A 23,764-nucleotide genomic window follows, 5' to 3' on the forward strand; every position below is an offset into this window, starting at 1 on the left:
CGTGACCGACACGGAGCACCGCCTCGAGGTGGTCGAGGCGAAGGAGGCCGTCCGCGACTGTCTCGCCCGCTATCTGGACCTGTGTGACGTGCCCGGCCCGCTGCAGAGCCCGGATCAGCTCGGCGTCCTGTTCACCGACGACGCGACCTGGGAAGGACTGGGTCCGGAGTACGCCGGCAAATTCGGAATCGCCCGGGGCCGAGACGAAATCGTGGCCCTCGTGTCCCGGTACCTGCCGCCGGCCGACCACTTCCTCCGCAACGTGCATCTCCTCGGGAGCGAGCAGATCCGTCTCGACGGCAACCGTGCGAGCGGGCAGTGGATCATGCAGCAACTGTCGCTCTATGCGACGGGAACGGCCGAGATTCTCTGCGCCCGGCTCACGATCGACTTCGACCTGGGCCGGACCGGGGGACGTACGGCGGCTCACATGAGCCGGTTCTGCACCCGCCGGATGTTCGCCGCGCCGCTGCCCGCCGAGGCTATGTTCCAACGGATCTGATGCATCCCGGTGATGCCCGCCCTTGCACTTCACGAACGAAGGAATCACATGACGACGACAGAAGAACCCACCGCACGCACCTACGCGGACCTCGTCGCGAACGACCGGGTCGCGGGCCGGCTGTACACCGATCCGGACATCTTCCAGGAGGAGATGAAGAAGATCTTCTACAAGACCTGGGTGTGGGTGGCACACGAGAGCGAGATCCCGGAGGCGGGTTCGTTCAAGACCACCCAGGTCGGAGACCAGCCGGTCATCGTGACCCGGGATCGCAAGGGCAACTTCAACACCCTGCTGAACCGGTGCCGGCATCGCGGGGCGACGGTGTGCGACCAGCGCAGCGGCAAGGCCAACGGCTTCACGTGCCCGTACCACAACTGGTCCTACGCACTCGACGGACGTCTTCGCGGCATCCCCTACCCGGACGGTTACGAGGGCGTCGTGGACAAGAAGGACTTCCCGCTCCAGACGCTGCGCACCGAGAGCTACCTGGGGATGATCTGGGCAACCTTCGACCAGGACGCCGAGCCGCTCGAGGACTTCCTCGGCGACGCCAAGATCTGGATGGAACGCTTCTTCAAGCAGAGCAACGGATTTCCGACCAAGGTGCTCGGCGTTCACAAGTTCCGGTTCAAGGGGAACTGGAAGATCCAGCTCGAGAACACCACGGACGGGTACCACTTCCCGATGGTGCACAAGTCGTGGATGGCCTCCGTCGACGCCGAGACGGCGGACATGATGTCGTTCATGGACGACCCCGCGGCCGAGACCCACGCCCTCGGCAACGGGCACAGCGTCGCGATCATGGCCGCGGCCCACGCGGATCTCGATGTGGACGACGGAACGGAGGAGATCCAGCCCCGCTTCCAGCATCTGGTCGACGAACTCGCCGCCGCGGGAGAAAGCCCCGAACGGATCCGTCGCTATATGCGTTCCATGCACGGTTGCGGGTTCAACCTCAACACCTTCCCGAACGTCGCGATGTCGTCGTCGTTCTTCCGGGTCCTGATCCCTCTCTCCGTCGACGAGACCGAGATCTGGCACATGGCCCTCGGCATGGACGGCGGGCCCGAGAGCGTCAACCGCGAGCGACTGAGGATCCACGAGCACTTCCAGGGGCCGTTCGGTTTCGGTAGTCCCGACGACGCCGAGGGTTGGATCCGGGTGCAGATCGGGGCCGGCGGCAATCCGAACATGCCGATCCTCGTCAACCGCGGCGAGGGACGCGAGTACACGACCGAAGAAGGCTGGCCCACCTCTCATGTCACCGACGAGACGGGGATGCGGGAAGCCTACGCGATGTGGAAGAAGATGATGAGCAATGACTGAGGTCGTACCGATGCCGACCCTGACGGACTCCCGTACCCTCCGGGCCATCGAGCTCGTCTGGAAGGAAGCTCAGGTCCTCGACGCCAAGGACTATCGAGCCTGGGAGCAGATGTACACGGACGACGCACATTACGTGATTCCCATCGATCCGGACACCGACGACTTCGCCGCGGGCCTGAACATGGTCTACGACGACAAGCGCATGCGGCACCTGCGCGTCGAGCGGATGATGCAGGGCTACTCGCCCTCCGCGGTGGCCGCGGCCCGGACCGTGCGGATCGTCTCGCGGTTCACCGTGGAGGAAATCACCGACACCTCGGTCACTCTCCGATCGGCCCAGATCCTCAATGCGTTCAAGCGCAACGAATTCACGACGCTCGGCGCCGAGCTGACCCACCGGATCGTTCTCGGAGCGGACGGGGACAGAATCTCGCTCAAGGTCGTGCGGCTCATCGACAGCGAGGACGCGGTCAGCGCCTCGGGTTACCTGCTGTAGGGGGCCGATGTGATCTCTCAGTCCCCCGGCACCGGGCCGGGTATCGCCGTTGTCACCGGCGCGGCCGGAGGTATGGGTGCCGCCATTGCCCGGAAACTCCACGCCGACGGTAGAAGGGTTCTGCTCGCCGACATCGACACGGCCGGTGTCGAAGCCCTCGCGGCGGAGTTGTCCCCCGACGGATCGACCGCACGCGGTCTCGAGCTCGACGTCAGTCGCAAGGTCGGATTCGAGGAGGCCCTGGCGACATGCCGGCAGATCTGGGGCATCCCCACGATCGTCGTCAACAATGCTGCCGTCACGCAGGCAGCGGATCTGATGAACCTGGCGGAGGCGGACTTCACGAGTGTGCTCACGACGAACGTGAACAGCATCTTCTTCGGTTGCCAGGTGTTCGGCGCGGCCATGGCCGACCAGGGCTTCGGACGGATCGTCAACATGGCCTCACTTGCCGGCCAGAACGGAGGGACGGCAACCGGTGGCCACTACGCGGCCTCCAAGGGAGCGATCCTGACCACCACCAAGGTCTTCGCGCGCGAGCTGGCCGGCCGGGGAGTGACCGTGAACGCGATCTCTCCCGGGCCGCACGACCTCCCGGTCGTGCGGGCCACGGTGCCCCCGGACAGGCTCGCGGGCATCGTCGCCGGGATTCCGGTGGGCCGCTTGGGAAGTCCGTCGTTCGTGGCGGACATGGTCGGGCTGCTCACCTCGGACGACGCCTACTTCGTCACAGGTGCCTGCTGGGACGTCAACGGCGGGCTGTACCTCCGCTGAGCGGAGTCCTCCCGTCCGGGAGGGCCCCGGTCGGCGTTTTCCGTCCGGAGAAATTCACGAGGAGAACGGACATGGCACTCATCGACGTCACCGTCGCCGAGATCATTCAGGAATCACCCACCGTCAGATCGTTCAGGCTGGCGAAGACCGACGGGTCGCCACTGGGTACGTATCTGCCGGGCGCGCACATCGATGTCGTCGGACCCACGTCGATCACCCGCCAGTACTCGCTGTTCAGCACGCCCGATGCGCAGGATTCGTTCGCCTTCGCGGTGAAGCGCGAGGAGAACTCCCGCGGCGGCTCGGCCGCCCTCCACGAAGTGGGGGTGGGCGACGTTCTCCGGATCAGCTCCCCACGGAACCTGCTGAGCATCGCGACGGACGCCACGCACCACGTCCTGGTCGCCGCCGGCATCGGCATCACCCCGATGCTGAGCCTGGCGCGCTACATGGACGTCCACGGCATCAGCTTCGAACTGCACTACTTCGCGCGCAGCGAGAAGGAAGCCGCCTTCCTTCCGCTGCTGCGTGACCGCTGCCCGGAGAAGCTCCGTGCCCATCTGGGGGTGGCCCGGGAGGACCAGGACGAGATCCTCGGAACCACCTTTGCGGGAATGGATCCCGGCGCCCACGTCTACACGTGCGGACCCGACGGGTTCATGACCAAGGTCGTTGCGCTCGCCGGCCGGCACGTCCCGGCCGGGTCGATCCACCTCGAGAACTTCCACGCGGCGGAACAGCCGGACGCCTCCGAGAACTCCGCGTTCGAGGTGGAACTGGAGGGGGAGACCTATCAGGTCCCGGCCGACCGGAGCATCGTCGAGGTGCTTCAGGAGAACGGCTGCGACGTGGACACGTCCTGCCAGGAGGGCATCTGCGGTACCTGCATCATGCAGGTGCTGGCAGGGACTCCGATCCACCGGGACAACGTTCTCACGCAGTCCGAGAAGGAATCCGGCGAGATCATGGCAGTCTGCGTGTCCCGGGCAGCGGGCGAGCGCCTGGTGCTGGACTACTACTGATCCTCGACTACTGATCCTCGACCGGCACGTCCACCCCGTACCGAAGGACGTCCCGCACGAGGGTGCTGATGCTGTCGGCGTCCGTCTTGCTCTTGATGCGAGCACGATGGACGTCGACGGTCTTCACGCTCATGCCGAGTTTCCGGGCGATGTTCTGGCTGGGTAGGCCTTCGACCACCAGGGCCAGGATCTGACGCTCGCGCGGCGTGAGGGACGAGACCTTGTTCCGGACCGATTCCCGCACGACATGGTCGGTGAAGCGGAGCCGGGCCTTCTCCACCCCGGCCTGCACGGCGTCCAGCAGCCGTTGCGGATCGTAGGGCTTCTCGAGGAAGTCCAGCGCCCCCGCCTTCAGGGTGGAGACGGACATCCGGATGTCGCCGTGGGCGGAGACGAAGATGATCGCCACGTGCGGCGCGAACTCGTTGAGCTTCTCCTGCAACCGTGTCCCACTCATGCGGGGCATGCGCACGTCGAGGACGATGCAGGCCGGCCGGCTCCCGTCGTAGGCGTTCAGGAACTGCTCACCGCTGTGGCAGATCACCGGTCTGATCCCGATGCTCTCCAGCAACCAGTCGACGGATTCGCACAGTTCGAGATCGTCGTCGACCACGTACACCGTCGTCTCGGCTCGGAGGTCGTCCGCACTCTCCGCCATGGCTCTTCACCTCCGGATTCGGGGGCCAGGGCGTATCCCTGGCTCCCGACATTGTCCCCGTCCGCCCCGCGGGGGGAACCACCTGCTCAGGCGACGTCCGCCGCGGCGTCGTCCCAGCCGGCATCGGCGGTCCAGTAGTTCATTCCCGCCGCGCTCACCTGGTGCCGCCAGGCGGTGGTCCGTCGCAGGAGTGGTTCTTCCCTGCGGACCGACTCGTCGGCCGCCTCGGGGCCGTCGGCCTCCACCGTCCAGTGGACCCAGTTGACCTCACGACCGTACTCGTCGTGGACGAACAGATCGACGTGGTGCCAGCCGCGGTCGAACGTGTCCTCGTAGCAGGTGAGGAACATCCGGTGGTGGTTGGTGGGGCGGGGTTCGAGCATGGCTGATCCTTTCACCGAGCCGAGCGAGTAATGTCACCGAGCCGAGCGAGTAATGTCACCGAGCCGAGCGAGTCTTGTCACCGAGCCGAGCGAGCGGGCGGCTCAGACGGCAATCACGGGCAGTTCACGTAGGAGGGCCTCGAGCTTCTCGCCCACGTCGAGCAGCCGGTCCTCGTGCCCCGGCAGCCCGACGATCTGCAGGCCCAGCGGCAGTCCCGCGGGGGTACGGGCACCCGGCACGACCACGACCGGTAGACCGAGCAGCTGCCACGGCCGGCTGAGGATCGGCGACCCGGTCGCGGACAGGCCGAGCGGGGCCGGACCCAGCGCTGCAGGACCGACGATGATCGGAGCGGAGTCCAGAATCTCGTCCAGCAGTTCACGAGAACGGTCCCGACGGGTCAGGGCCGCGGAATACTCGGCCCCGGGGGTTCTGCGACCGTTCTCCAGGAGGTCTCGGATCGGCGCGCTCAGTGCCTGCGCGTGTTCGTCGAACTCGTGTGCCCGTGCCCGGGCGGCTTCGTACGACATGACGGTGATGTGGTCCTCGGCCAAGGTCTGAACATGATCGTCCCAGTCGAGCGGTTCGGCCTTCACTCCGATCTCTTCCAGCAGGGCGGGCACATGTTCCAGCAACGCCGCCATGGGCGGCTCCAGGGGGTGGAGAGCACCGGCGTTCCAGACCAGGCCCCGGGCAACCGGCTCCGGAGCCCGGGCATCGGAGCGCTCGCGACCGGTGAATGCGTTGTGCACGAAGCGAAGATCGGCCACGGACCGGGTGAGCAGGCCCAGCGAGTCCAGTGACTCGCTCAGACCGGTGATGCCGGACATGTCCGTGGTGCCGTGGGCGAGGACCATGCCGGCGGCTCCGCAGTACGAGGCCGGCCGGGTCAGCGAACCCGCCGTCTGGGTGCCGAGCGCGAGGGGCACGGTCCCCGCCGCGACGGCCGCAGCCGATCCACTGGAGGACCCGCCGGGGGTGTGATCGAGGGCGTGGGGATTGCGGGTGGGGCCGGGGGTGAAGTAGCCGAACTCGGTCGTCACGGTCTTGCCCTGGACGATCGCACCGAGGGAACGCAGACGGGTCACGCAGGCAGCATCGGTGCCGACGGCATCCGGGGAGGTGACTGCGGAGCCGGCACGCGTGGGCATCCCGGCTACGTCGATGAGGTCCTTGACTCCGGCGGACACACCGGCCAGAGGCGCAGAGCCGGGGTCCCGGTCGACGGCACGAGCCTCTGCCGCAATCGTCGACGACAGGCACACCCAGGCGTCGAGTTCCGGTTCGCGCAGCTCGATCGCTCGTCTGACCTGCGTGGCGAGGTCCTCGGCCGGCACCGACCCGGTCCGGACCACCCCGACCTGCTCCCGCAGAGACAGCTCCGACGCGCGCGTGCTCATACTCCTCCTCCGGTCTCGACTCCTCCATTCTGGGCGAACAAGCCGAGGGCCGACAGTAAAGGTTTCCCTCCTACCGCAGTAAGGACGCATGGAAATAGCTTCTGAACCACTGTCGACCCGCTGGCGGATTCCGCATCCGCAGCTCGCTAGGAAAGGTGGCTGCTCATGGCTTCGACCGTGGCGCCCGAAGTCTCCGTCTCCCCGGAACCCGGGGAGAAGAGGATCGACTTCCACAGGATGAACCGCAAGGCGTGGATAATCACGACTCTGCTCGTCCTCTTCCAGATCGTGGCCTTCGCCGACAAGGCCGTACTCGGCCTGGTGGCCTCGAAGGCCATGCCCGATCTCGGAATCTCCGCCGTACAGTTCGGTTTCATCGGCAGCGCGTTCTTCTTCCTCTACGCGGTGGTCTCCGTGGTCACGGGTTTCCTCGCCGCCAGGTTCTCGGTCAAGTGGATCATCCTCACCATGGGCGTCGTCTGGGCGGTCATGCAGTTCCCGATGCTCCTCGGTGGCGGTGCCGCGGTGCTGCTGGTGACCCGCATCGTCCTGGGCGGCGCGGAAGGTCCCGCCACGGCGATGTCCCTCACCGCGGCCCATTCGTGGTTCGAACCGCGCCGTCGCGCCCTGCCGTCCAACCTGGTGGCCGCCGGCTCGACGCTGGGCCCGGTCATCGCAGCGCCTGCCCTCGCCTGGGTCATCGTCGCCTGGGGATGGCGCTGGGCCTTCGGCGTCCTCGGCATCGTCGGGCTCGTGTGGGTCGTCGCCTGGCTCCTGATCGCCGGTGACGGACCGTTTGCCGGGCACGGCAAGCAGAACCCCGCCGCCGCCCGCACCGCCGATCGGAAGCCGGCCGATGTCGCCGACGAGGTGGCCACGAACGATGTGGACGAACAGAAGCCTGTCGTCGTATGGCGTGCCCTGCTCAGCATGACCTTCCTCGCCGCGGTGATCGGCGGCGCCTCGAACTTCTGGGTCCAGGGGTTCGTCACGACATGGTTGCCCCAGTACCTCGGCACCGTCGTCGGCCTGTCGCTTCCTCAGGTCGGCACCGTCACCACCTTTCCCTGGATCCTCGGAGCCGCCGTGTTGCTGCTGCTCGGTTTCCTCGGCCACCGGTTGATGAAGCGCGGCCACAACGCGCATCGCGCGATCGCAGTCCCGTTCGGCATCGCGGCTCTGGTGGCCGGAGTCTGCTTCATCCTGGTCCAGGCGACCTCCGGTGTGCTGGCCGTCGCCCTCCTGTGCCTCGCCGCGGGCTGCAGCCTCGCGTACCCGATGACCGCCTCTGCGATCGCCTATGCGGTCGGCGCCAAGCAGCGACCGATTCTCATGGCCACGCTCGGCGGCGTGGCGTCGATCGGTGCCATCGTCTCCCCCACGCTCGTGGGCTGGCTGATGGCCCGCGCCGGTTACGTCTCTCCCGCTGCAGGAAGCGAACTGACCACCGAAATGGCGACGAACATGGCGATCGGCGTGCACCAGGCATTCACCATCACCGGCATCATCCTTCTCGTCGGCGGTCTCCTCTGCATCCTCTTCCTGCGGCCCGAGAGCCTCGGCCGGAAACTGCAGTCCAAGTACGTCAAGCACTGAACCCGGCATCTCGATGCATGCCGGCACCATCCCACCGTCCCCGAGATCAGGAGGACCTCCATGACAGGTTTCGCGACCCCGGTAGACCAGGGGCTCTTCCGGGAAGTGATGGGGCACTACCCGACCGGTGTGGCTGTCGTGACCGGCCGCGCGGACGACGGGGAACTGCTCGCCCTGGTGGTCGGAACCTTCGGTTCGGTGTCTCTCGATCCGCCCCTCGTCTCCTTCATGCCGATGAAGACGTCGAGGACGTTCGCCAAGATGCGGGAGTGTACTTCGCTGTGCGTCAACATCGTCGGCGGCGAGCAGGAGGAACTGGTCGCCACCGTCGCACGACGCTGGGAGAACAAGTTCGACGGGATCGACTGGTTCCCGTCCCCGTCGGGGGACCCCGTACTGGCGGAATCGGTGGCGTGGATCGACACCCGCATCACCGACACGGTGGAGGCGGGCGACCATTGGATCGTCCTGTGCGCTGTGGCGGACATGGCCGTCACCAACCCGGTGGCCCCGCTGATCTTCTTTCAGGGCGGTTACGGAAGTTTCGTCGGCACGTCGCTGATGGCCCGGATGGAGCACCGGATTCTGTCGGCGATTCAGGATGCGGACTGCGCGCGGCCGGCCGTGAGGGACCTCGCGAACGAAATAGGTTGCGAAGTCACGCTCTACACGGCCGTCGGCCATGACGAGATGGCGACCGTTCTCTCCGCGTCGGCTCCCGGAATCGACCCGGAGAACGGACTGGCGCAGCGAGTTCCGATCGTGCCACCCATCGGCGATTCACTCGTCTTCGATCTGCCTCCCGAGGATCAGGAGCGGTGGATCGCCAAGGCTCGCGGCGTCGAGGAGTCCGGCAGACAGCTCTACCGGGACCGTCTCGACTTCGTCCGCGAACACGGGTTCCTGCTGTCGTTCCTGCCCCGGGAGGGCGGTGCCGCATACGAGGAGATGCGCGCCGCCACCCGCCGGTACGAGAGCGGAAGGCTGACACCGGCACAGGAACGGAGCATCCGGGAATGCGTCGTAAGGTCGACGGTCGACTACCGGTTGCACGACCTCGACGGTGCGGAAACGTACGACCTCGGTTCGGTCGTACTACCGGTTCGCGACCGAAAAGGTGACTACACGCTCACGCTGCGATTGGCGCAACTTCCTCGCCGGGTGTCCGGGACGCGGGTACGAGAGTGGATCGCTCGGGCCAAGGCGGTCGTCGGCGTCCTCGAGAGCGGTACCGACTCCGACCGGTAACCCGTTCCCGCGGAACGCGGTACACCGCGACATCCGGTGCCATGAGGGGTACCGGTCGGTCTTCGCCAGCTTGCATGTCGACCGGGTCGGTCACGGCTCGCCGGGCCGTGGGACGTGCGCCTGCCCCGTGCGTGTGTTCCACGGCTCCCGGATCCTGGCTGTGCGCGTCAGGCCGAGGGCGCTACCCGCACAGCCGCCGATCAAACTCGAGACGCTCCCCCGGCAGTGCGACGATCCCGTCCGCCGGATCGAGGCACGCGTGCATCCGAGACGATTCCGCCTCCTCGGTTTTACCCGCCGCAGAATCGGTAACCCTGTGCCCATGGCGCACCCACCGAACGTGCTTCCGTGGCAGATCCACGGCTCGTGGACGCCCTCACACGTTCAGGGGTCCCAGGACCCGTTGCCGTCCCTCCTCGACGGCGGGCCGTGGGCGCGGGGCTGCTGCGGGCGGTACGCGCTGATCGACGAGGTGACGAGCGCGGCAACCCGCAGGAGGGAAGGGCCATGAAGATTGCGATGGTGTCCGAGCACGCACGCCTCCTCGCGGCCCCGGGCGACGCAGACTCCGGCGGCCGGGACGTGCACGTCGCCGAACTGTCGGCGGCGCTGGTACGGGCGGGACACGACGTCACCGTCTACACCCGTCGCGACGACCCCGATCTTCCCGAACGAGCCCGGACCGAGGAGGGGTACGAGGTGGTCCACGTCCCCGCCGGGCCACCCACCCGCCTGCCGGCGGACGAGCTCCTCCCGCGGATGGGCGAGTTCGGCACCTTCCTCGAACGCGCATGGACGAAGGACCGGCCCGACGTCGCCCACGCCCACTTCTGGATGTCGGGCATCGCGACCCAGCTCGCCGCCCGCAACGCCCGGGTGCCCACGGTGCAGACCTTCCACACCCTGGGCGTGGTCGAGCGCCGGCACCAGGGCAGCGCGGACGCCGGCTCGTCGAGCCGGATCCGCGTCGAGCGGCTCCTGGCCCTGGGCGCGAGCCGGGTGGCCGCCACCTGCTCGGAAGAGGTGTTCGAGCTCGCCACGCTGGGTCTGCCCCGCACCCGCACGTCCGTCGTGCCCTGCGGCGTGAACCTCGAGCTCTTCACGCCCACCGGCCCCGGGGATCGGGCGCGCGGGGCCGGGCACCGCATCGTCACCGTGGGCCCGCTCGTGCCGCGCATGGGCTTCGACGTCGCGATCCGGGCCCTGGCCGTGCTCCCCGACACGGAACTGGTGCTCGCCGGCGGACCGGTGGACGGCGACCTCGCCGGCGATGCCGAGGCCGCCCGCCTGCGCGCCGTCGCCGAACAGCACGGCGTGCGGGACCGGGTGCGGATGACCGGGCCCGTGCCCCGGAAGGACATGCCCGCGCTGCTGCGGTCGGCGGACGTCGTGGTGTGCACTCCCTGGTACGAACCGCTCGGCATCGTGCCGCTGGAGGCGATGGCCTGCGGGCGGCCCGTCGTCGCGACCGCCGTCGGCGGCCTGCTCGACACGGTCGTCGACGGGGTGACGGGCACGCTGGTGCCCCCGCACGCATCCGAGGCCGTCGCTGCGGCCCTGTACGGCCTGCTCACCGATGACGTCCAGCGCACCGCCTTCGGTCTCGCCGGCCACGACCGGGCGAGTACCCGCTACTCGTGGGACCGGTCCGCCGCCGACGCCGCGCGCACCTATGAGCGGTGCGTGCCGGAACCGCGGCAGGCGGTGCGGTCCACGCGCTCCGGAGCGCGCTGAAGGAACTCCCGGGATCTTCACGGAAATTTCACAGATTCGGCCGCCGGGCACAGGGCCGAGACGTTACTGTTGCGAACAAGGTTGAGAAGCAGCCGGTTCTCGTCTCGTGGAGGCGATTGCTGCGCTCCCCTGTCCCCCGACCGGGCGCTGCTCCAGCAGTCGGAATCATCGGAGGAACAGCCATGGTCTATCTGCGCTCCATCCTGGACGCACCGCACCGGTATTCGTCGTCGCTGCTCGACACCGCGCTGTTCGACGACTTCTCCGGCGACGGGACCCGGGTCTGCATCGACGTCGACGAACCGCCGGGCGGTCCCGTCGTGGTGCAGGTGTCAGGGAGCGTCGACGAGGCCGCCGCGCCGGTGCTGCACTCGTTCCTGCGCGAGGCCGTCGTGCGGGGTCGAGGCGTGGTACTGGACCTGTTGCAGGTCACCGCCGTCGAGTGCGACACCGCGGCACTGCTCGAGCGGGCCGAGTCGCTGCTCCGCGAGCGGGGCGCGAACATCACCGTCGCCGGCGGTGCGGCGGTGCGGCGCGCGGTACGGGACGCGGGATTCGAGGACCGGATCGCGTGCTTCGACACCTTCGGTCCGGCATTCGAGGCGGCACACCGCGGGTGCGACCTCCGGACCGCGGCACGGCGGGTGCAGCCGTGACCGCCAATGTCGTCCTGCTGCTGTTCGTGCTGGCAGCAGGCATCGGTGGCACCGCAGCGTTGCAGGGGGCGCTGCGGCGCCGCCGCTGACTTCACACCTTCCGGACGGCCGTGTGCGGTGCGTCGTGCGCGGGCGTGTGCTGTCCGCGCCGAGGCCGTTGGCCGATCGCCCGCCCGTTGATAGTGTTCTGCGTCACCTACCTCGGTCGCCGAGACCTCGGGGAACGGAGAAGCGCGATGCACGACGAGCACGTCGACGTCCTGATCGTCGGCGCCGGACTCTCCGGGATCGGCGCGGCCTGCCATCTGCAGGACGAATGCCCGGACAAGAGCTACACCGTCCTCGAGGCGCGCGACGCCATCGGAGGCACCTGGGACCTGTTCCGCTACCCGGGCATCCGCTCCGACTCCGACATGTTCACCCTGGGGTACTCGTTCCAGCCCTGGACCGAACCAGAAACCTTCGCCGACGGCCCGTCCATCCGCGACTACGTCCGTCGCACCGCGCGGACCCGCGGCATCGACGAGAAGGTCCGGTTCCACCATCGTGTGGTCCGCGCCGAGTGGTCCACGCCCGAGGCCCGCTGGACCGTGACGGCCGAGCGCACCGACACCGGCGAGCGCATTCGTCTCACGTGCGGCTTCCTGTTCGTCAACTCGGGCTACTACCGCTACGACGAGGGATTCACCCCCGAACTGCCCGGCGTCGAACGGTTCACCGGCACGCTCGTGCATCCGCAGCACTGGCCCGAGGACCTGGACTGCACCGGCAAGCGCGTTGTCGTCATCGGCAGCGGCGCCACCGCGGTGACCCTCGTCCCGGCGCTCGCGGAGTCGGCCGCACACGTGACGATGCTGCAGCGCTCCCCGAGCTACGTCATGTCACGGCCTTCGATCGACCCCGTCGCCGGTGCGCTGCTCGGCCGGGTGCCGTCGAAGATCGCCTATCCGATCGTCCGCTGGGCCAACGTGCTGGGCAGCATGGCCTTCTTCCAGTTGAGCCGGCGCCGGCCGGCTCTGGTCAAGAGGCTGCTGCGCAAGGGCGTGCTGAGCCACCTGCCCGCGGACTACGAGGTGGATGTCCATTTCCGGCCGCGGTACGACCCGTGGGACCAGCGGGTGTGTTTCGTTCCCGACGGCGACCTGTTCAAGGCCCTGCGCGAGGGCCGGGCGACGGTCGTGACCGACACGATCGACACGTTCACGGAGAACGGAATCCGGCTCGCCTCGGGGCAGGAACTCGAGGCCGACGTGGTCGTCACCGCGACGGGGCTGAACCTGCTCCTGCTCGGCGGGATGGCCGTACGCGTCGACGGTCGCGACGTGGAGATGGGAAAGACGCTGGCGTACAAGGGGATGATGCTCTCCGGTGTCCCCAACCTGGCGTTCACCGTGGGATACACCAACGCGTCCTGGACATTGAAGGCCGACCTCGTCGCCGGATACGTGTGCCGCCTGCTGCGGCATATGGACGCGCGCGGGTACGCCTACTGCACCCCGACCGCTCCCGCCTCCACAACGGCCGCGTCACCGCTGGTCGATCTGGCGTCCGGGTACGTACTGCGCAGCATCGATTCGCTCCCCAAGCAGGGACCCGCGGCTCCGTGGCGACTGTTCCAGAACTACGTCCGTGACCTGGTGATGATGCGCCGCGGCGGGCTCGAGGACGGCGCCATGCGCTTCTCGCGGGCAGCGGTCCCGACAGCGAAGCAGCCGGCCGCCTGAGGTCCCCGTACGGAATCTCCGAGCATCCCGGGGCCCGCTTCCGCGGATGCGTATGTCCGCGTATCCGCGAGGAATCTCGCTGCCCGCCCGATCGAAAGTAGCAGCGTAGGTGGGCGGTTCCCAGCCGAGCGCGACACCATCCGGATCCGCCGCATAGACTGCCGGTGGAGGAGGCGGTCGACCCTCCCCTCCCCGGCGCACAGTTCCGCAACCGCGGCAATTTCCAGGGGCGGAGAGTGACATATGCAAGTTGGTGCCCTGTTCGGCAGGTATCGCCTGGACCGTCCACTGTCGGTGGATGCGACCGGCGAGGTGTGGGCCGCGTTCGACACGATCACGCATCGGCACGTCGCCGTGCGGGCGCTGCCGCCGGAGGCGACCGAGGACGACGACTACCGCGCTCGTTTCGAACGGGAAGCCGAGATCGCAGCGCGCATCCGGAACCCGCATGTGGTCCCGATCCACGACTTCGGGCAGATCGGCAGCCGGCTCTTCCTCGCAACGCCGATCGTCCAGGGCACGAGCCTGCAGGCGATGCTCCGGGCCACCGGCGCAATGGAGGTGCCGCGCGCGGTCGACGTCGTCGAGCAGCTGGCGTCGGCCCTCGCGGCCGTGCACGCGGCCGGACTGGTCGAGCAGGAGGTGACGTCGGCGAACGTCCTCGTGCAGGACGACGGGCTGATCTGCCTCACCGATGTGGGGTTCCCCCCGCATCCCGGCGCGGCGTCGGGCGTCTACGGCCTGACCACCGTGCTGTACGAATGCCTCACCGGCCGACTCTTCCAGTCGTCGAGCGGACCGACGTTGCCACCGCAATCGTCGTCGGTGCTCTCGACCCTGCCCGCCGGTATGGTCGACGTGATCGCCCGCGGAACGGCAGCCGAACCCGCGCGGCGTTACGGATCGGTGGGCGAGCTGGCCGCTGCCGCGCGCACCGCGGCAACATCGCAGCGACCCGCCCACAGGGCCTCGACCGCGATCGTTCCGGTCGACTGGAGCCGGCGCATCCTGGTCGCAGGCCTCGCGCTGGCGGCGATCATCGCCGTTTTCGTCGTCGGCAGCATGGCACTCGGCGCGATATCGCCCTCGTCCGAGGGCGCCGACCCCGCTCCGCTCCCGATCGCGGCGCGGCCGGCCGCGCCGACACCGTCGCCACCGACCACCCCGACAGGTGCGGGCGAGGTGCCGCCGGAACCAGCGACACCTCGGACGGAAGCTCCGGCCGCCGAGGCTCCTCCGCTTCGGGAGGCGGCCCCACCGGCACCCACACCCCGATCCGCACCGCCACCGGCACCGGCACCGGCACCGCCACCTGCACCGGCACCGCCGGCGCCCGCGCCGCAGGTACTGCCCTGCTACCCCGGCTACGAGCACACCCCGCCACCGGACGGACCCTGCCTTCAGGCCGGCTCACCCCCCGCACCAGCCCCGGCACCGCCGGCGCCCGCGCCGCAGGTACTGCCCTGCTACCCCGGCTACGAGCACACCCCGCTACCGGACGGACCCTGCCTTCCGGCCGGCTCACCCCCCGCACCAGCCCCGGCACCCGCACCCGCGCCCGCGCCCGCGCCCGCGCCGGAGATACTGCCCTGCTACCCCGGCTACGAGCACACCCCGCCACCGGACGGGCCGTGCTGGGCCCCCGCGAGCCTGCGAGGCCCGACCGGCGACGGGTGATCCCGGTGAACCGTCCGCTCGCCTCGAGACCGCGAGGGCGCGGCGCGGGCCGGTCTCGTGTTCGTCACGACGTCCGGGAGCCGACGAGCCGCACCTCGACGGACTTGGCCATCGGGCACCGCTCCACGGCCCGCAACGCCAGGGTGTCACGTGCGTACCGGTCCTGGACGCGCGGCAGTCGCACGTCGACCTCGGCGGAGAGGGCGTACTCCTGGTTCCCCCGATGGGTGAGCTGTACGCGGGCGTCCACGGCGCACTCACCCAGGTCGTGGTCGCCGGTCGACGCGGTGGCGATCAGGGTCTGATACACGCACGCGGCCAGTGCCGCCGCATACAGTTGCTCGGGCGTCACCGAGTCGAACCCGGACGTGTTGTCCGGCGTCGTCACGCGAAGGTCCGGTGAGTGACCCTCGATACGCACCGACGTGTCCTCGGCCGTCGCGGAGTACCTATACGAATTCGGCTCTGTCATCACGTGTTCCTTTTCCTCCAGATGTCCGGCCCGGAGCCGTCCTGCGGTACCGGCGCGGTCCCACCCGAGTGCCCCTCCCGCTGCCGGGGAAACCCGCGGACGAGGATTGACGCCCACCGGCCCGGGTAACCGCACACATGACCACCCTTCGTGCCCTGGCCCTGAACTGCACTCTCAAACCGTCCCCCGAGGAATCCAGCACCGACCTGATGGTGTCGCATGTGCTGTCCGCGCTCGCCGGGCACGGTGTGATCACGGACTCCGTGCGGGTCGTCGATCACGACGTCCGCCCCGGCGTGCAGGCGGACATGGGCGCCGGCGACGAGTGGCCGGTCCTGCTCGAACGCATCGCTGCCGCCGACATCCTGGTCGTCGCCACGCCCACCTGGGTCGGCCACATGTCCAGCGTGGCTCAGCGCGTGCTCGAACGACTCGACGCGGAACTGTCGGATACCGACGACGAGAATCGGCCCCGCATGGTCGGGAAGGTCGCCGTCGCCGCGGTCGTAGGCAACGAGGACGGGGCCCACAAGATCGTCGCCGACCTGTTCCAGGGCCTCGACGACATCGGGTTCAGCATCCCGGCCCAGGGTTGCACCTACTGGAACGGTGAAGCGATGTCCGGCACGGACTTCAAGGACCTGTCCGAGGTGCCCGAGCCGGTCTCCTCGACCACGCGGTCGCTGGCGCGGAACGCCGTGCATCTGAGCACCGTGCTGCGCGAACGGCCGTACCCGCCGTATCCGGGCTGAGCGCGGCCGTCCGCGCGCCGCGGTCGGGTCGGATGTCCGCACCGCCGGATGGGCCGAATGTCACACGCATTCAGTTCAATCGAATGCATGTGACATTCGGCCGCCGAGGCGGGGTCAGAGGCGGGCGCCCGTCGTCGCCGAGAAGAAGTAGACCTCGCCCGCCTGCGGGAGCAGGTGCACCCGCTCGCCCGGACCGATCGGGACGCGTCGATCCACCCGCACCACGACCTTGCCCGACGCGCTCGACCAGTCGGCCGGCTCGGCGGCCGTCGCGTGGACGAACGATTCCGCGCCGAGTTGCTCGACGAGGTCCACCGTCAACGACAGGGTTCCGGAACGCCACGCCCCGACGGGGGTCCACGCCTCGGGCCGCACCCCGACGACGATCCGCTCGGCATCGACGTCGGCCGGCACGGCGACCCGCAGACTGCCGAGCACGGCCGCGCCGTCGCGGACGGGCGCGTCGAGCAGGTTCATGCCGGGCGACCCGATGAATCCGGCGACGAAGGTGTTGACCGGGTTGTCGTACAGGTCGCGGGGCGCGGCGACCTGCTGCAGGCGGCCGCCGTCGAGGACGGCCACCCGATCCCCCATGGTCATCGCCTCCACCTGATCATGGGTGACGTACACGGTCGTGGTGCCCAGCCGACGTTGCAGTCCCGCGATCTGCGAGCGTGTGCTGACCCGCAACTTCGCGTCGAGGTTGCTCAGCGGTTCGTCCATGCAGAACACCGCGGGCCGTCGCACGATGGCCCGGCCCATCGCCACGCGCTGCCGCTGCCCGCCCGAGAGCTTGCCCGGTTTGCGGTCGAGCAGCGGCTCGAGCTCGAGCATCCGCGCGGCTTCGAGCACCCGCGCCGACCGTTCCGCCTTGCCGACGCCGGCGTTGCGCAACGCGAAACCCATGTTCTCCGCCACCGTCATGTTCGGATACAGCGCGTAGTTCTGGAACACCATCGCCACGTCGCGTGCCTTGGGCGGCAACGCCGTCACGTCGGCTCCGCCGATGTCGATGCGGCCGTCGTCGACTGCCTCGAGCCCGGCGAGCATCCGCAGGCTCGTGGATTTCCCGCAGCCCGACGGACCGACCAGGACCAGGAACTCGCCGTCCGCGACGTCGAGGTCGAGCCGGTCCACCGACGGCCGTTCGACGCCCGGGTAGCGGTGGGTGACGGTCCGGAAACCTATGCTTGCCAAGGCTGTTCCTACAGGTTCGGGGTGATCTGGCGATCGATGATCTGCTGCAGCTGACGGGTGACGTCGCCGAACGCCGTCGTCACGTCGGCGCCCTGGAGGGCGATCTGCTCGAGGCCGGTGCCGATGATCTGGTCGCCGCCGGGTACGAAGACGCGCGCGTAGTCCTGCGAGCGGGTGCGCGCGAGTTGGTCGACGGCGGTGCGGGAGTTGGGGTTCTGCTCGAGGAACGCCTTCATGTCGGGGTTCTCGGTGGCGGACTTGCGCACCGGCATGTAGCCGATCCGCTGCGAGAAGTAGGCGGTGTTCTCCCTGTTGGTGACGAAGTCGATGAACTTCAGCGCGTTGCGCTTTCGCTCGTCGGAGATGTTCGCGGGGATCGCCAGTCCGGCGCCGCCGGTGGGGCATCCCGGAGTACCGTCGGGGGCCGGCAGGAACGCGGTGCCGAAGTCGAACGCGGCGTTCTTCGTGATGCCGGACAGGTCGCCGGTGGAGGCGATCGTGGACGCGATGATCCCGGCGGAGAAGTCGTTGGCGATGTCCGTGGAGACACCCGCGTACTTCCCGGTGTGGATCATGTCCTTCAGGAACTGTCCCGCGGCGATCGTCTCCGCGTCGCCGAAGCGCAGCCGCCAGCCGTCGGAGTAGGCACCGCCGAACGTCCAGATCGGTCCTTCGAAGGTCCAACCCAGGTAGTCCTTGGCGTTGCCCCAGCCGTGCGCCAGCTTGCCTGAGCCGACGGCGCGTTGCAGTTCGGGCCCCCACTCGGAGAACTCCTGCCAGGTGGCGGGCCCGCGGTCGGGCAGTCCCGCCTGCCGCCAGACGTCGCGGTTGTAGTAGAACAGCGGGGTCGAGCGGGCGTAGGGCAGCGCGAAGTGGCGGCCCTCGAAGAGGTAGTCGGCCAGCAGGGATTCGACGTAGTCGCCGGTATCCACGCCGACCTCGGTGAACAGGTCGTCGAGCGGCGTGATCGCGCCGGCGAGCGCGTAGTTGAACCACCACACGTCCGACAGGACCACAACGTCGGGCAGATCGCCCCCGGACAGGGCTGCGTTGAACTTCTGTGACACCTCTTCGTAGTTCTTGCCGCCGTCGACGAGGTCGACGGTCAGGTCCGGGTACTTCGCCTGGAACCGGGCGATGAGTTCCTTCTCCACGTCCTGGGACTTGCCCGGGTGGTTGGACCAGAACTTGATCGTGTTCGTATCGGAAGCGGACCCCGAGGTGCCCGCCGACCCGGACGAGCCGGTGCCGGCGCACGCGGCCAGCGCTGCGCTCACCGCGACCACCCCGGTCAGTCCCAGAAATCCACGCCTGTCGATGTTCACGAAGTTGCTCCTGGAAGAGTTCAGCCCTTGACCGCACCGGAGGTGAGGCCCTTGATCATGTGTCGTTGCAGCGCAAGGAAGACCACGAGGATCGGCAGCATGGCCAGCACCGTGCCGGCCATCACCGGACCCCAGTTGGTGACGCCGTCGTTGTTCTGCAACTGGGTCAGTCCGATCGGCAGCGGGGCCACCGACGCGTCGTCGGCCATGAGGAACGGCCACAGGTATTCGTTCCACTCGTTGACCACGGTGATGAGCGCGAACGCGACCAGGGTCGGGCCGGACACGGGCAGCACGACCCGCCACAGCAGACGGACGTGCCCGGCGCCGTCCATCCGTGCCGCCTCGATGATCTCCGCGGGAATGGACAGGAAGTGGTTGCGCAGCAGGAACGTTCCGAACGCGACGCCCGCGAGCGGCACGATGATCCCCTGGAAGGTGTTGCGCCATCCCCATTCCGCCACCAGCGCGTAGTTGGAGATGACCGTGATCTGGTTCGGCACCATCAGGGCGGCGACGATGCCGACGAACACGAGATTCTTGCCGGGGAACCGCAGGAACACCAGACCGTAGGCGCTCAGGATGCCGAGGACGAACTTCACGCTCGACAGCACCGTGGTGATGATCAGCGAGTTCCGCAGGAACGTGCCGAACGGCACCGAGGTGACGGCCTCCGTGTAGTTCTGGGGATGGAACATGCTGGGCCACCAGGTGACCGGCAGCGTGTAGATGTCGGGCCGCTGCTTGAACGACGTCACCACGATCCAGTACAGCGGCAGCGCCACGACGAGCAGTGCGACGACCATCGCGGCGTAGGCGAGCACACGGATCGCGCGCTCCCGACGCCGGTACGGCTCTGCCGCCGTCGGCTCCGCACGTACGATCCGACGGTCCAGAAGCGCCGTCATCCCACGATCTCCTTCCGCGCCACCGGCCGGATGTCACATTCCGTCGATGGGACCGAACGCGTGTCACATTCGGCCCCGCGCCCGCGACGGCGACGGCGAAGGCGGTGGCCGCGGACGGGGCGGGGCCGGTCGTCGCGGTCCATGAGACACACCTGGTACACCGTGACCGCCAGCAGTACGAGGAACATGACGGTCGCGACGGTGGCGCCGTAGCCGGCCCGGAAGTTGCGGAAGGACTCGTTGTAGACCTGGTAGACCATCGTGGTGGTTCCGGTGCCGAGCGGTCCGCCCCGGGTCATCACGTTGATGATGTCGAAGACCTGGAACGAATTGAGCAGCACGGTGATCGACAGGAAGTAGGTGGTGGGCCGCAGCTGCGGCAGGAGTACACGCCGGAAGGCGGTCCACGACGAGGCGCCGTCGATCGCGGCGGCCTCGGAGAGTTCGGGGCGCAGGCCCTGCAGGGCGGCGAGATAGATGACGAAGGTGTAGCCGAGGTTCTTCCACAGGTAGGCGAGGGTGACCATCACCAGCGCCCAGGCCGGATCCTGGTAGAAGTCCGGGGCGCCGATCCCGACCCTGTCCAGCAGGTCCTGGACGAGGCCGAAGTTCGGGTCGAACACGAACTGGAACGCCACGCCCACCGCGGCGCCGGAGATGACGAACGGCGCGAAGAGTGCGGAGCGGACGAGGTTGCGGCCCAGGAGTTTACGGTCCAGCAACAGCGCCAGCGCCAGACCGAGCAGCATGGATCCCGCGACGGTGGCGACGGTGAACACGACGGTGTTGCCGACGATCTGCCAGGTGTCGGCGCGGCCGAACCACTCGCGGTAGTTGCCGAATCCGACGAACGTGGCGGTGGGGCTCGAGATGTTCCACTCGAAGAACGAGAGGCGGATGTTGTCGACGAGCGGCCGGTACGTGAACAGGATCAGCAGCGCGAGATTCGGTCCGATCAGCGCAGCGAACAGCGCGTAGTCGCCCCATGGGCGTCGCGACAGCCCCCGATCGGGTTGGGGCAATACTCTTTCCGGATTCGAGCGCACTGCGGCAGTGTGCCTGCCGCGGGCGAACCGGAGGTTACGCCGGTCTGGCGCCGGCGAGTACTCTCGCCACCCGGAAGGTCACCAGGTGCTCGCCGGCGTCGACCGTTGTCCGGCTAGAGGTTCCAGTCGCCGAGGCCGTCCCAGCCGTTGAGGGTGCCGCCACCGGTGTTCTGCACGATCACCGGGTCGCCCTTCTGGGCGTTCTCGAAGAACCAGCGACCGTCCTCGGTGCTCACGTTCAGGCACCCGTGGCTGACGTTGGTGTTGCCCTGCGCCCACTCGGACCACGGCGCCGCGTGCACGAAGATGCCGCTGTTGGAGATGCGGGTCGCGTACTCGACGTAGGTGCGGTATCCCTCGGGCGAGTCGACCGGAACGCCGTACGTGGACGAGTCCATGTACATGTCGCGGAACTTCTCGCCGACGATGTAGGTGCCGTTGGGCGTCTCGTAGCCGGGCTTGCCGAACGACGTCGGCATGGTCTTGACGACCTCGCCGTTGCGGGTGACGGTGATGGTCTTGGTGTTGTCGTCCGCGACGGTGATCAGCGCGTCGCCGACGGTGTACGACGACTGCGTGCCCCCGGCGTTCACGGTGACCTGGGTGTGGGCCGGCCAGAACTCGAACGGCCGCCACCGCACCTGCCGGTCCGAGGCCCAGTAGAAGTGCCCGGACACCGGCGGGTTCGACGTGACGGTGATGGCGCGCTCGGCGGCCGCGCGATCGGTGACGTTCTCGTCGAAGCGGATGATGATCGGCTGGGCCACGCCGACCGTCTCACCGTTCGACGGGTTGATCGACGGGGCCGAGAACGGCGGCGGCGTGGGTGCGACGGAGTTCGAGCCGCCCGGAAGCCTCTCGACGAGTTCCTGCACGCTCGGCAGTTCGGGCCCGCCCGGCCACAGGGGTACCGCGGCGGCGGGTCCCGTCATGGTGAGCATGGCGGCGCCGGCCCCCACCAGCGCGGTGGCGACACGGCCGGACCAGCGACCGGCGCGGCCACGACTGCTCGGCCGACCCTTCTTCTCGAACATTCGACAACCCATCGTTCGTTCGTGCCGTCGCACCCACGTCCGCCCCGACAGCGACGACTTGGCGAACCCATTAGACACAGCTCCCCCGCAAGCGGGCAATTCGACCATGCCCGCCCGGGCCACCCCTCACGGGCTCGCGCCCAGGTCAGGACTCGATTCGAGAGGCGGCAAGGAGATCGGCGACAGCGACGAACTTCACGCGAGAGCGACCCGCGGCGCCGCCCCGGGCGCGTTCCTGCTTGTCGATCTGCTGCCAGCCCCGGTAGTCGACGTACTCCGGCCGGCGCTCGGAGACCAGCGCCGCGAGCTTCTCCCGGTCGGCGACGGGTGCGACGAGCCGGCCGGCCACGAAATCCTGGACCAGGTGCTCGACGGTCTGGGCGGAGCACTGCTTGTTGGTGCCGATGACGCCGGTGGGTCCGCGCTTGATCCAGCCGGCGGTGTACACGCCGGGCAGCGGCTCGTTCGTCTCCGGGTCCACGACCCGGCCCTCCTCGTTGGGGAGGATGCCGCGCTGGTCGTCGAACGGCAGGTCGGCGACGGGGGCCCCGCGGTAGCCGACAGAACGCAGGACCAGGCCGGTGGCCAGGGTCTCGGTCTGCCCGGTGCGGTGCGCCTCGAGCCGGCCGTTCGCCTCGACCAGTTCGGTGCGTTCGAGGGTGATCGATTCGACCCGGCCGTCACCGCTCAGCTCGACGGGGGCGGCGAGGAAGCGCAGCACGATCCGCTTGTTGCCCTCGGTGGGGCGCCGCTGGGCGAAGCCCTGGACCTGTTCGACCTTCAGCGCGATCCGCGGTTCGGCGGTGGGGTCGTCGACGAGGGCGCGGCTGGCCGGGTCGAGGTCGGCCTCGGCCGGGTCGACGACGATGTCGACGCCCGTGAGCTGACCGAGGGCCAGCAGTTCCGGGTTGGTGTAGGCGGCCTGGGCGGGTCCGCGGCGTCCCACGACGACGACCTCGCGGATGTTCGACTCGCGCAGGGCGGCGACGGCGTGGTCGGCCATGTCGGTCTTCGCCAGCTCGTCCGGGTCCATGACCAGCGCCCGCGCCACGTCGAGGGCGACGTTGCCGTTGCCGACGATCACCGCGCGTTCGCCGGACAGGTCGAAGGTGCGGTCGGCGTAGTCGGGGTGTCCGTTGTACCAGGCGACGAACTCGGTGGCCGCGTGCGAACCGGGCAGGTCCTCGCCGGGCACGTCCAGGCGCCGGTCCCCGGCGGCGCCGACGGCGTAGAGCACCGCGTGGTGGTGCGCGAGCAGTTCCTCGTGGCTGATGTGGGTGCCCACCTCGACGTTGAACCAGCACTGGCTCTTCTTGTGGCCGAGGGCACTACGGAACAGCTCACCGACGGCCTTGGTGCTCTGATGGTCCGGGGCGACACCTGCACGGACGAGGCCGTACGGGGTGGGCAGGCGGTCGAAGATGTCGACCTCGACGCGGGCCCGGCCGGTCAGCTCCAGCGCGGCGTAGCAGGCCGCCGGCCCCGAGCCGACGATCGCCACCCGCAGGGTGCCGAGCTCGGCGGGAATCTTGGTGCGGTCGCGTTCCTCGGGCCAGTCCGGTCCGATCGGGTATCGCCGGTAGTAGTCCTCGGCGATCTTCAGATAGGGCTCGTGCGCGGCGGGCAGCTCGTTGTCGGCGTAGATCGCGTCCACCGGGCATTCGTCCACGCACGCGCCGCAGTCGATGCAGGTGTCCGGGTCGATGTAGAGCATCTCGGTGGTGGCGAACGGCGCCTCGTCGGGCGTGGGATGGATGCAGTTGACGGGGCAGACCTCGACGCACGAGGCATCGTTGCAACACGCCTGGGTGATCACGTAAACCACGGTGG

Annotated in this window: 23 protein-coding genes; 13 read left to right on the forward strand and 10 right to left on the reverse strand. The window is 68.6% G+C overall.

Annotated elements, in window-relative coordinates:
• Position 1 precedes the first annotated feature (1 nt).
• The 5 genes from ISO16_RS13160 (at position 2) to ISO16_RS13180 (ending at position 4,123) form a co-directional block, all read left to right on the forward strand.
• Entirely contained in the window at positions 2 to 502 is a 501-nt protein-coding gene (locus ISO16_RS13160) for a nuclear transport factor 2 family protein (protein WP_072636336.1), read from the forward strand.
• A gap of 48 nt (positions 503 to 550) precedes the next feature.
• Entirely contained in the window at positions 551 to 1,831 is a 1,281-nt protein-coding gene (locus tag ISO16_RS13165; RefSeq protein ID WP_006931795.1) for an aromatic ring-hydroxylating oxygenase subunit alpha, read from the forward strand.
• A complete protein-coding gene (locus ISO16_RS13170) occupies positions 1,824 to 2,327 on the forward strand; it encodes an aromatic-ring-hydroxylating dioxygenase subunit beta (protein WP_029546282.1) in 504 nt (167 codons plus the stop codon). Before ISO16_RS13165 ends, ISO16_RS13170 begins: the two co-directional genes overlap by 8 nt.
• Before the next feature lie 9 nt (positions 2,328 to 2,336).
• A complete protein-coding gene (locus ISO16_RS13175; RefSeq protein ID WP_072636337.1) occupies positions 2,337 to 3,101 on the forward strand; it encodes an SDR family NAD(P)-dependent oxidoreductase in 765 nt (254 codons plus the stop codon).
• 71 nt (positions 3,102 to 3,172) lie between these two features.
• Positions 3,173 to 4,123, forward strand: a complete 951-nt coding sequence (locus tag ISO16_RS13180; protein ID WP_006931788.1) for a PDR/VanB family oxidoreductase — start codon at positions 3,173 to 3,175, stop codon at positions 4,121 to 4,123.
• Positions 4,124 to 4,130: 7 nt separating this feature from the next.
• Here ISO16_RS13180 and ISO16_RS13185 read toward each other — a convergent pair whose 3' ends face one another.
• The 3 genes from ISO16_RS13185 to ISO16_RS13195 all read right to left on the reverse strand — a co-directional run bounded on the left by ISO16_RS13185 (position 4,131) and on the right by ISO16_RS13195 (position 6,565).
• Positions 4,131 to 4,781, reverse strand: a complete 651-nt coding sequence (locus ISO16_RS13185) for a response regulator transcription factor (protein WP_006931786.1) — start codon at positions 4,779 to 4,781, stop codon at positions 4,131 to 4,133.
• 86 nt (positions 4,782 to 4,867) lie between these two features.
• Positions 4,868 to 5,164 (reverse strand): hypothetical protein, encoded by a 297-nt coding sequence (locus tag ISO16_RS13190; protein ID WP_006931784.1) that lies wholly within the window; start codon positions 5,162 to 5,164, stop codon positions 4,868 to 4,870.
• A gap of 102 nt (positions 5,165 to 5,266) precedes the next feature.
• Positions 5,267 to 6,565: an amidase gene (locus tag ISO16_RS13195; protein WP_006931782.1), complete on the reverse strand. Its 1,299-nt coding sequence runs from the start codon at positions 6,563 to 6,565 to the stop codon at positions 5,267 to 5,269.
• Positions 6,566 to 6,730: 165 nt separating this feature from the next.
• On the opposite strand from ISO16_RS13195, the gene ISO16_RS13200 reads away from it, so the two are divergent.
• From ISO16_RS13200 to ISO16_RS13230, 7 genes are all read left to right on the forward strand, one after another.
• Positions 6,731 to 8,161 carry an MFS transporter gene (locus tag ISO16_RS13200; protein WP_072636338.1) on the forward strand — a complete coding sequence of 477 codons (1,431 nt, stop codon included), beginning with the start codon at positions 6,731 to 6,733 and terminating at the stop codon, positions 8,159 to 8,161.
• Between the two features lie 60 nt (positions 8,162 to 8,221).
• Entirely contained in the window at positions 8,222 to 9,409 is a 1,188-nt protein-coding gene (locus tag ISO16_RS13205; protein WP_072636339.1) for a flavin reductase family protein, read from the forward strand.
• Between the two features lie 322 nt (positions 9,410 to 9,731).
• On the forward strand, positions 9,732 to 9,920 hold the full coding sequence (locus ISO16_RS13210) for a hypothetical protein (RefSeq protein WP_139310913.1): 189 nt from the start codon (positions 9,732 to 9,734) through the stop codon (positions 9,918 to 9,920).
• Positions 9,917 to 11,143 carry a glycosyltransferase gene (locus tag ISO16_RS13215; RefSeq protein WP_072636340.1) on the forward strand — a complete coding sequence of 409 codons (1,227 nt, stop codon included), beginning with the start codon at positions 9,917 to 9,919 and terminating at the stop codon, positions 11,141 to 11,143. Before ISO16_RS13210 ends, ISO16_RS13215 begins: the two co-directional genes overlap by 4 nt.
• Before the next feature lie 182 nt (positions 11,144 to 11,325).
• The gene (locus tag ISO16_RS13220; protein WP_072636341.1) at positions 11,326 to 11,799 is read left to right on the forward strand and encodes an STAS domain-containing protein; all 474 of its coding nucleotides are present in this window, start codon (positions 11,326 to 11,328) and stop codon (positions 11,797 to 11,799) included.
• 236 nt (positions 11,800 to 12,035) lie between these two features.
• Complete coding sequence (locus ISO16_RS13225; protein ID WP_072636342.1) at positions 12,036 to 13,523, forward strand: flavin-containing monooxygenase; 1,488 nt, start codon at positions 12,036 to 12,038, stop codon at positions 13,521 to 13,523.
• A 243-nt stretch (positions 13,524 to 13,766) separates the two neighbouring features.
• Complete coding sequence (locus ISO16_RS13230) at positions 13,767 to 15,200, forward strand: serine/threonine-protein kinase (RefSeq protein WP_075288573.1); 1,434 nt, start codon at positions 13,767 to 13,769, stop codon at positions 15,198 to 15,200.
• A 64-nt stretch (positions 15,201 to 15,264) separates the two neighbouring features.
• Here ISO16_RS13230 and ISO16_RS13235 read toward each other — a convergent pair whose 3' ends face one another.
• Entirely contained in the window at positions 15,265 to 15,588 is a 324-nt protein-coding gene (locus ISO16_RS13235; protein ID WP_230304544.1) for an OsmC family protein, read from the reverse strand.
• Between the two features lie 221 nt (positions 15,589 to 15,809).
• Between ISO16_RS13235 and ISO16_RS13240 the strand changes: the two genes are divergently transcribed.
• Positions 15,810 to 16,424: a flavodoxin family protein gene (locus ISO16_RS13240; RefSeq protein WP_072636345.1), complete on the forward strand. Its 615-nt coding sequence runs from the start codon at positions 15,810 to 15,812 to the stop codon at positions 16,422 to 16,424.
• Between the two features lie 114 nt (positions 16,425 to 16,538).
• On the opposite strand, the gene ISO16_RS13245 is transcribed toward ISO16_RS13240, so the two are convergent.
• From ISO16_RS13245 to ISO16_RS13270, 6 genes are all read right to left on the reverse strand, one after another.
• A complete protein-coding gene (locus tag ISO16_RS13245) occupies positions 16,539 to 17,621 on the reverse strand; it encodes an ABC transporter ATP-binding protein (RefSeq protein ID WP_072636346.1) in 1,083 nt (360 codons plus the stop codon).
• Between the two features lie 8 nt (positions 17,622 to 17,629).
• A complete protein-coding gene (locus ISO16_RS13250) occupies positions 17,630 to 18,946 on the reverse strand; it encodes an ABC transporter substrate-binding protein (protein ID WP_072636347.1) in 1,317 nt (438 codons plus the stop codon).
• 20 nt (positions 18,947 to 18,966) lie between these two features.
• Positions 18,967 to 19,854: a carbohydrate ABC transporter permease gene (locus ISO16_RS13255; RefSeq protein ID WP_072636348.1), complete on the reverse strand. Its 888-nt coding sequence runs from the start codon at positions 19,852 to 19,854 to the stop codon at positions 18,967 to 18,969.
• Positions 19,851 to 20,876 (reverse strand): carbohydrate ABC transporter permease, encoded by a 1,026-nt coding sequence (locus ISO16_RS13260; RefSeq protein WP_230304545.1) that lies wholly within the window; start codon positions 20,874 to 20,876, stop codon positions 19,851 to 19,853. Before ISO16_RS13260 ends, ISO16_RS13255 begins: the two co-directional genes overlap by 4 nt.
• A gap of 137 nt (positions 20,877 to 21,013) precedes the next feature.
• The gene (locus ISO16_RS13265) at positions 21,014 to 21,934 is read right to left on the reverse strand and encodes a L,D-transpeptidase (protein ID WP_029546319.1); all 921 of its coding nucleotides are present in this window, start codon (positions 21,932 to 21,934) and stop codon (positions 21,014 to 21,016) included.
• Between the two features lie 145 nt (positions 21,935 to 22,079).
• Complete coding sequence (locus ISO16_RS13270) at positions 22,080 to 23,759, reverse strand: FAD-dependent oxidoreductase (protein ID WP_072636350.1); 1,680 nt, start codon at positions 23,757 to 23,759, stop codon at positions 22,080 to 22,082.
• Positions 23,760 to 23,764 lie beyond the last annotated feature (5 nt).

It is taken from the genome of Rhodococcus sp. M8 (assembly GCF_015654185.1).
Lineage (GTDB): Bacteria > Actinomycetota > Actinomycetes > Mycobacteriales > Mycobacteriaceae > Rhodococcus > Rhodococcus aetherivorans.

Coding starts and splice junctions, on each gene's coding strand:
- ISO16_RS13210 (WP_139310913.1), top strand. CDS start 9,732: ATGGCGCACCCACCGAACGTGCTTCCGTGGCAGATCCACGGCTCGTGG.
- ISO16_RS13190 (WP_006931784.1), bottom strand. CDS start 5,164: ATGCTCGAACCCCGCCCCACCAACCACCACCGGATGTTCCTCACCTGC.
- ISO16_RS13265 (WP_029546319.1), bottom strand. CDS start 21,934: ATGTTCGAGAAGAAGGGTCGGCCGAGCAGTCGTGGCCGCGCCGGTCGC.
- ISO16_RS13205 (WP_072636339.1), top strand. CDS start 8,222: ATGACAGGTTTCGCGACCCCGGTAGACCAGGGGCTCTTCCGGGAAGTG.
- ISO16_RS13255 (WP_072636348.1), bottom strand. CDS start 19,854: ATGACGGCGCTTCTGGACCGTCGGATCGTACGTGCGGAGCCGACGGCG.
- ISO16_RS13180 (WP_006931788.1), top strand. CDS start 3,173: ATGGCACTCATCGACGTCACCGTCGCCGAGATCATTCAGGAATCACCC.
- ISO16_RS13185 (WP_006931786.1), bottom strand. CDS start 4,781: ATGGCGGAGAGTGCGGACGACCTCCGAGCCGAGACGACGGTGTACGTG.
- ISO16_RS13170 (WP_029546282.1), top strand. CDS start 1,824: ATGACTGAGGTCGTACCGATGCCGACCCTGACGGACTCCCGTACCCTC.
- ISO16_RS13165 (WP_006931795.1), top strand. CDS start 551: ATGACGACGACAGAAGAACCCACCGCACGCACCTACGCGGACCTCGTC.
- ISO16_RS13230 (WP_075288573.1), top strand. CDS start 13,767: ATGCAAGTTGGTGCCCTGTTCGGCAGGTATCGCCTGGACCGTCCACTG.
- ISO16_RS13200 (WP_072636338.1), top strand. CDS start 6,731: ATGGCTTCGACCGTGGCGCCCGAAGTCTCCGTCTCCCCGGAACCCGGG.
- ISO16_RS13220 (WP_072636341.1), top strand. CDS start 11,326: ATGGTCTATCTGCGCTCCATCCTGGACGCACCGCACCGGTATTCGTCG.
- ISO16_RS13215 (WP_072636340.1), top strand. CDS start 9,917: ATGAAGATTGCGATGGTGTCCGAGCACGCACGCCTCCTCGCGGCCCCG.
- ISO16_RS13240 (WP_072636345.1), top strand. CDS start 15,810: ATGACCACCCTTCGTGCCCTGGCCCTGAACTGCACTCTCAAACCGTCC.
- ISO16_RS13225 (WP_072636342.1), top strand. CDS start 12,036: ATGCACGACGAGCACGTCGACGTCCTGATCGTCGGCGCCGGACTCTCC.
- ISO16_RS13195 (WP_006931782.1), bottom strand. CDS start 6,565: ATGAGCACGCGCGCGTCGGAGCTGTCTCTGCGGGAGCAGGTCGGGGTG.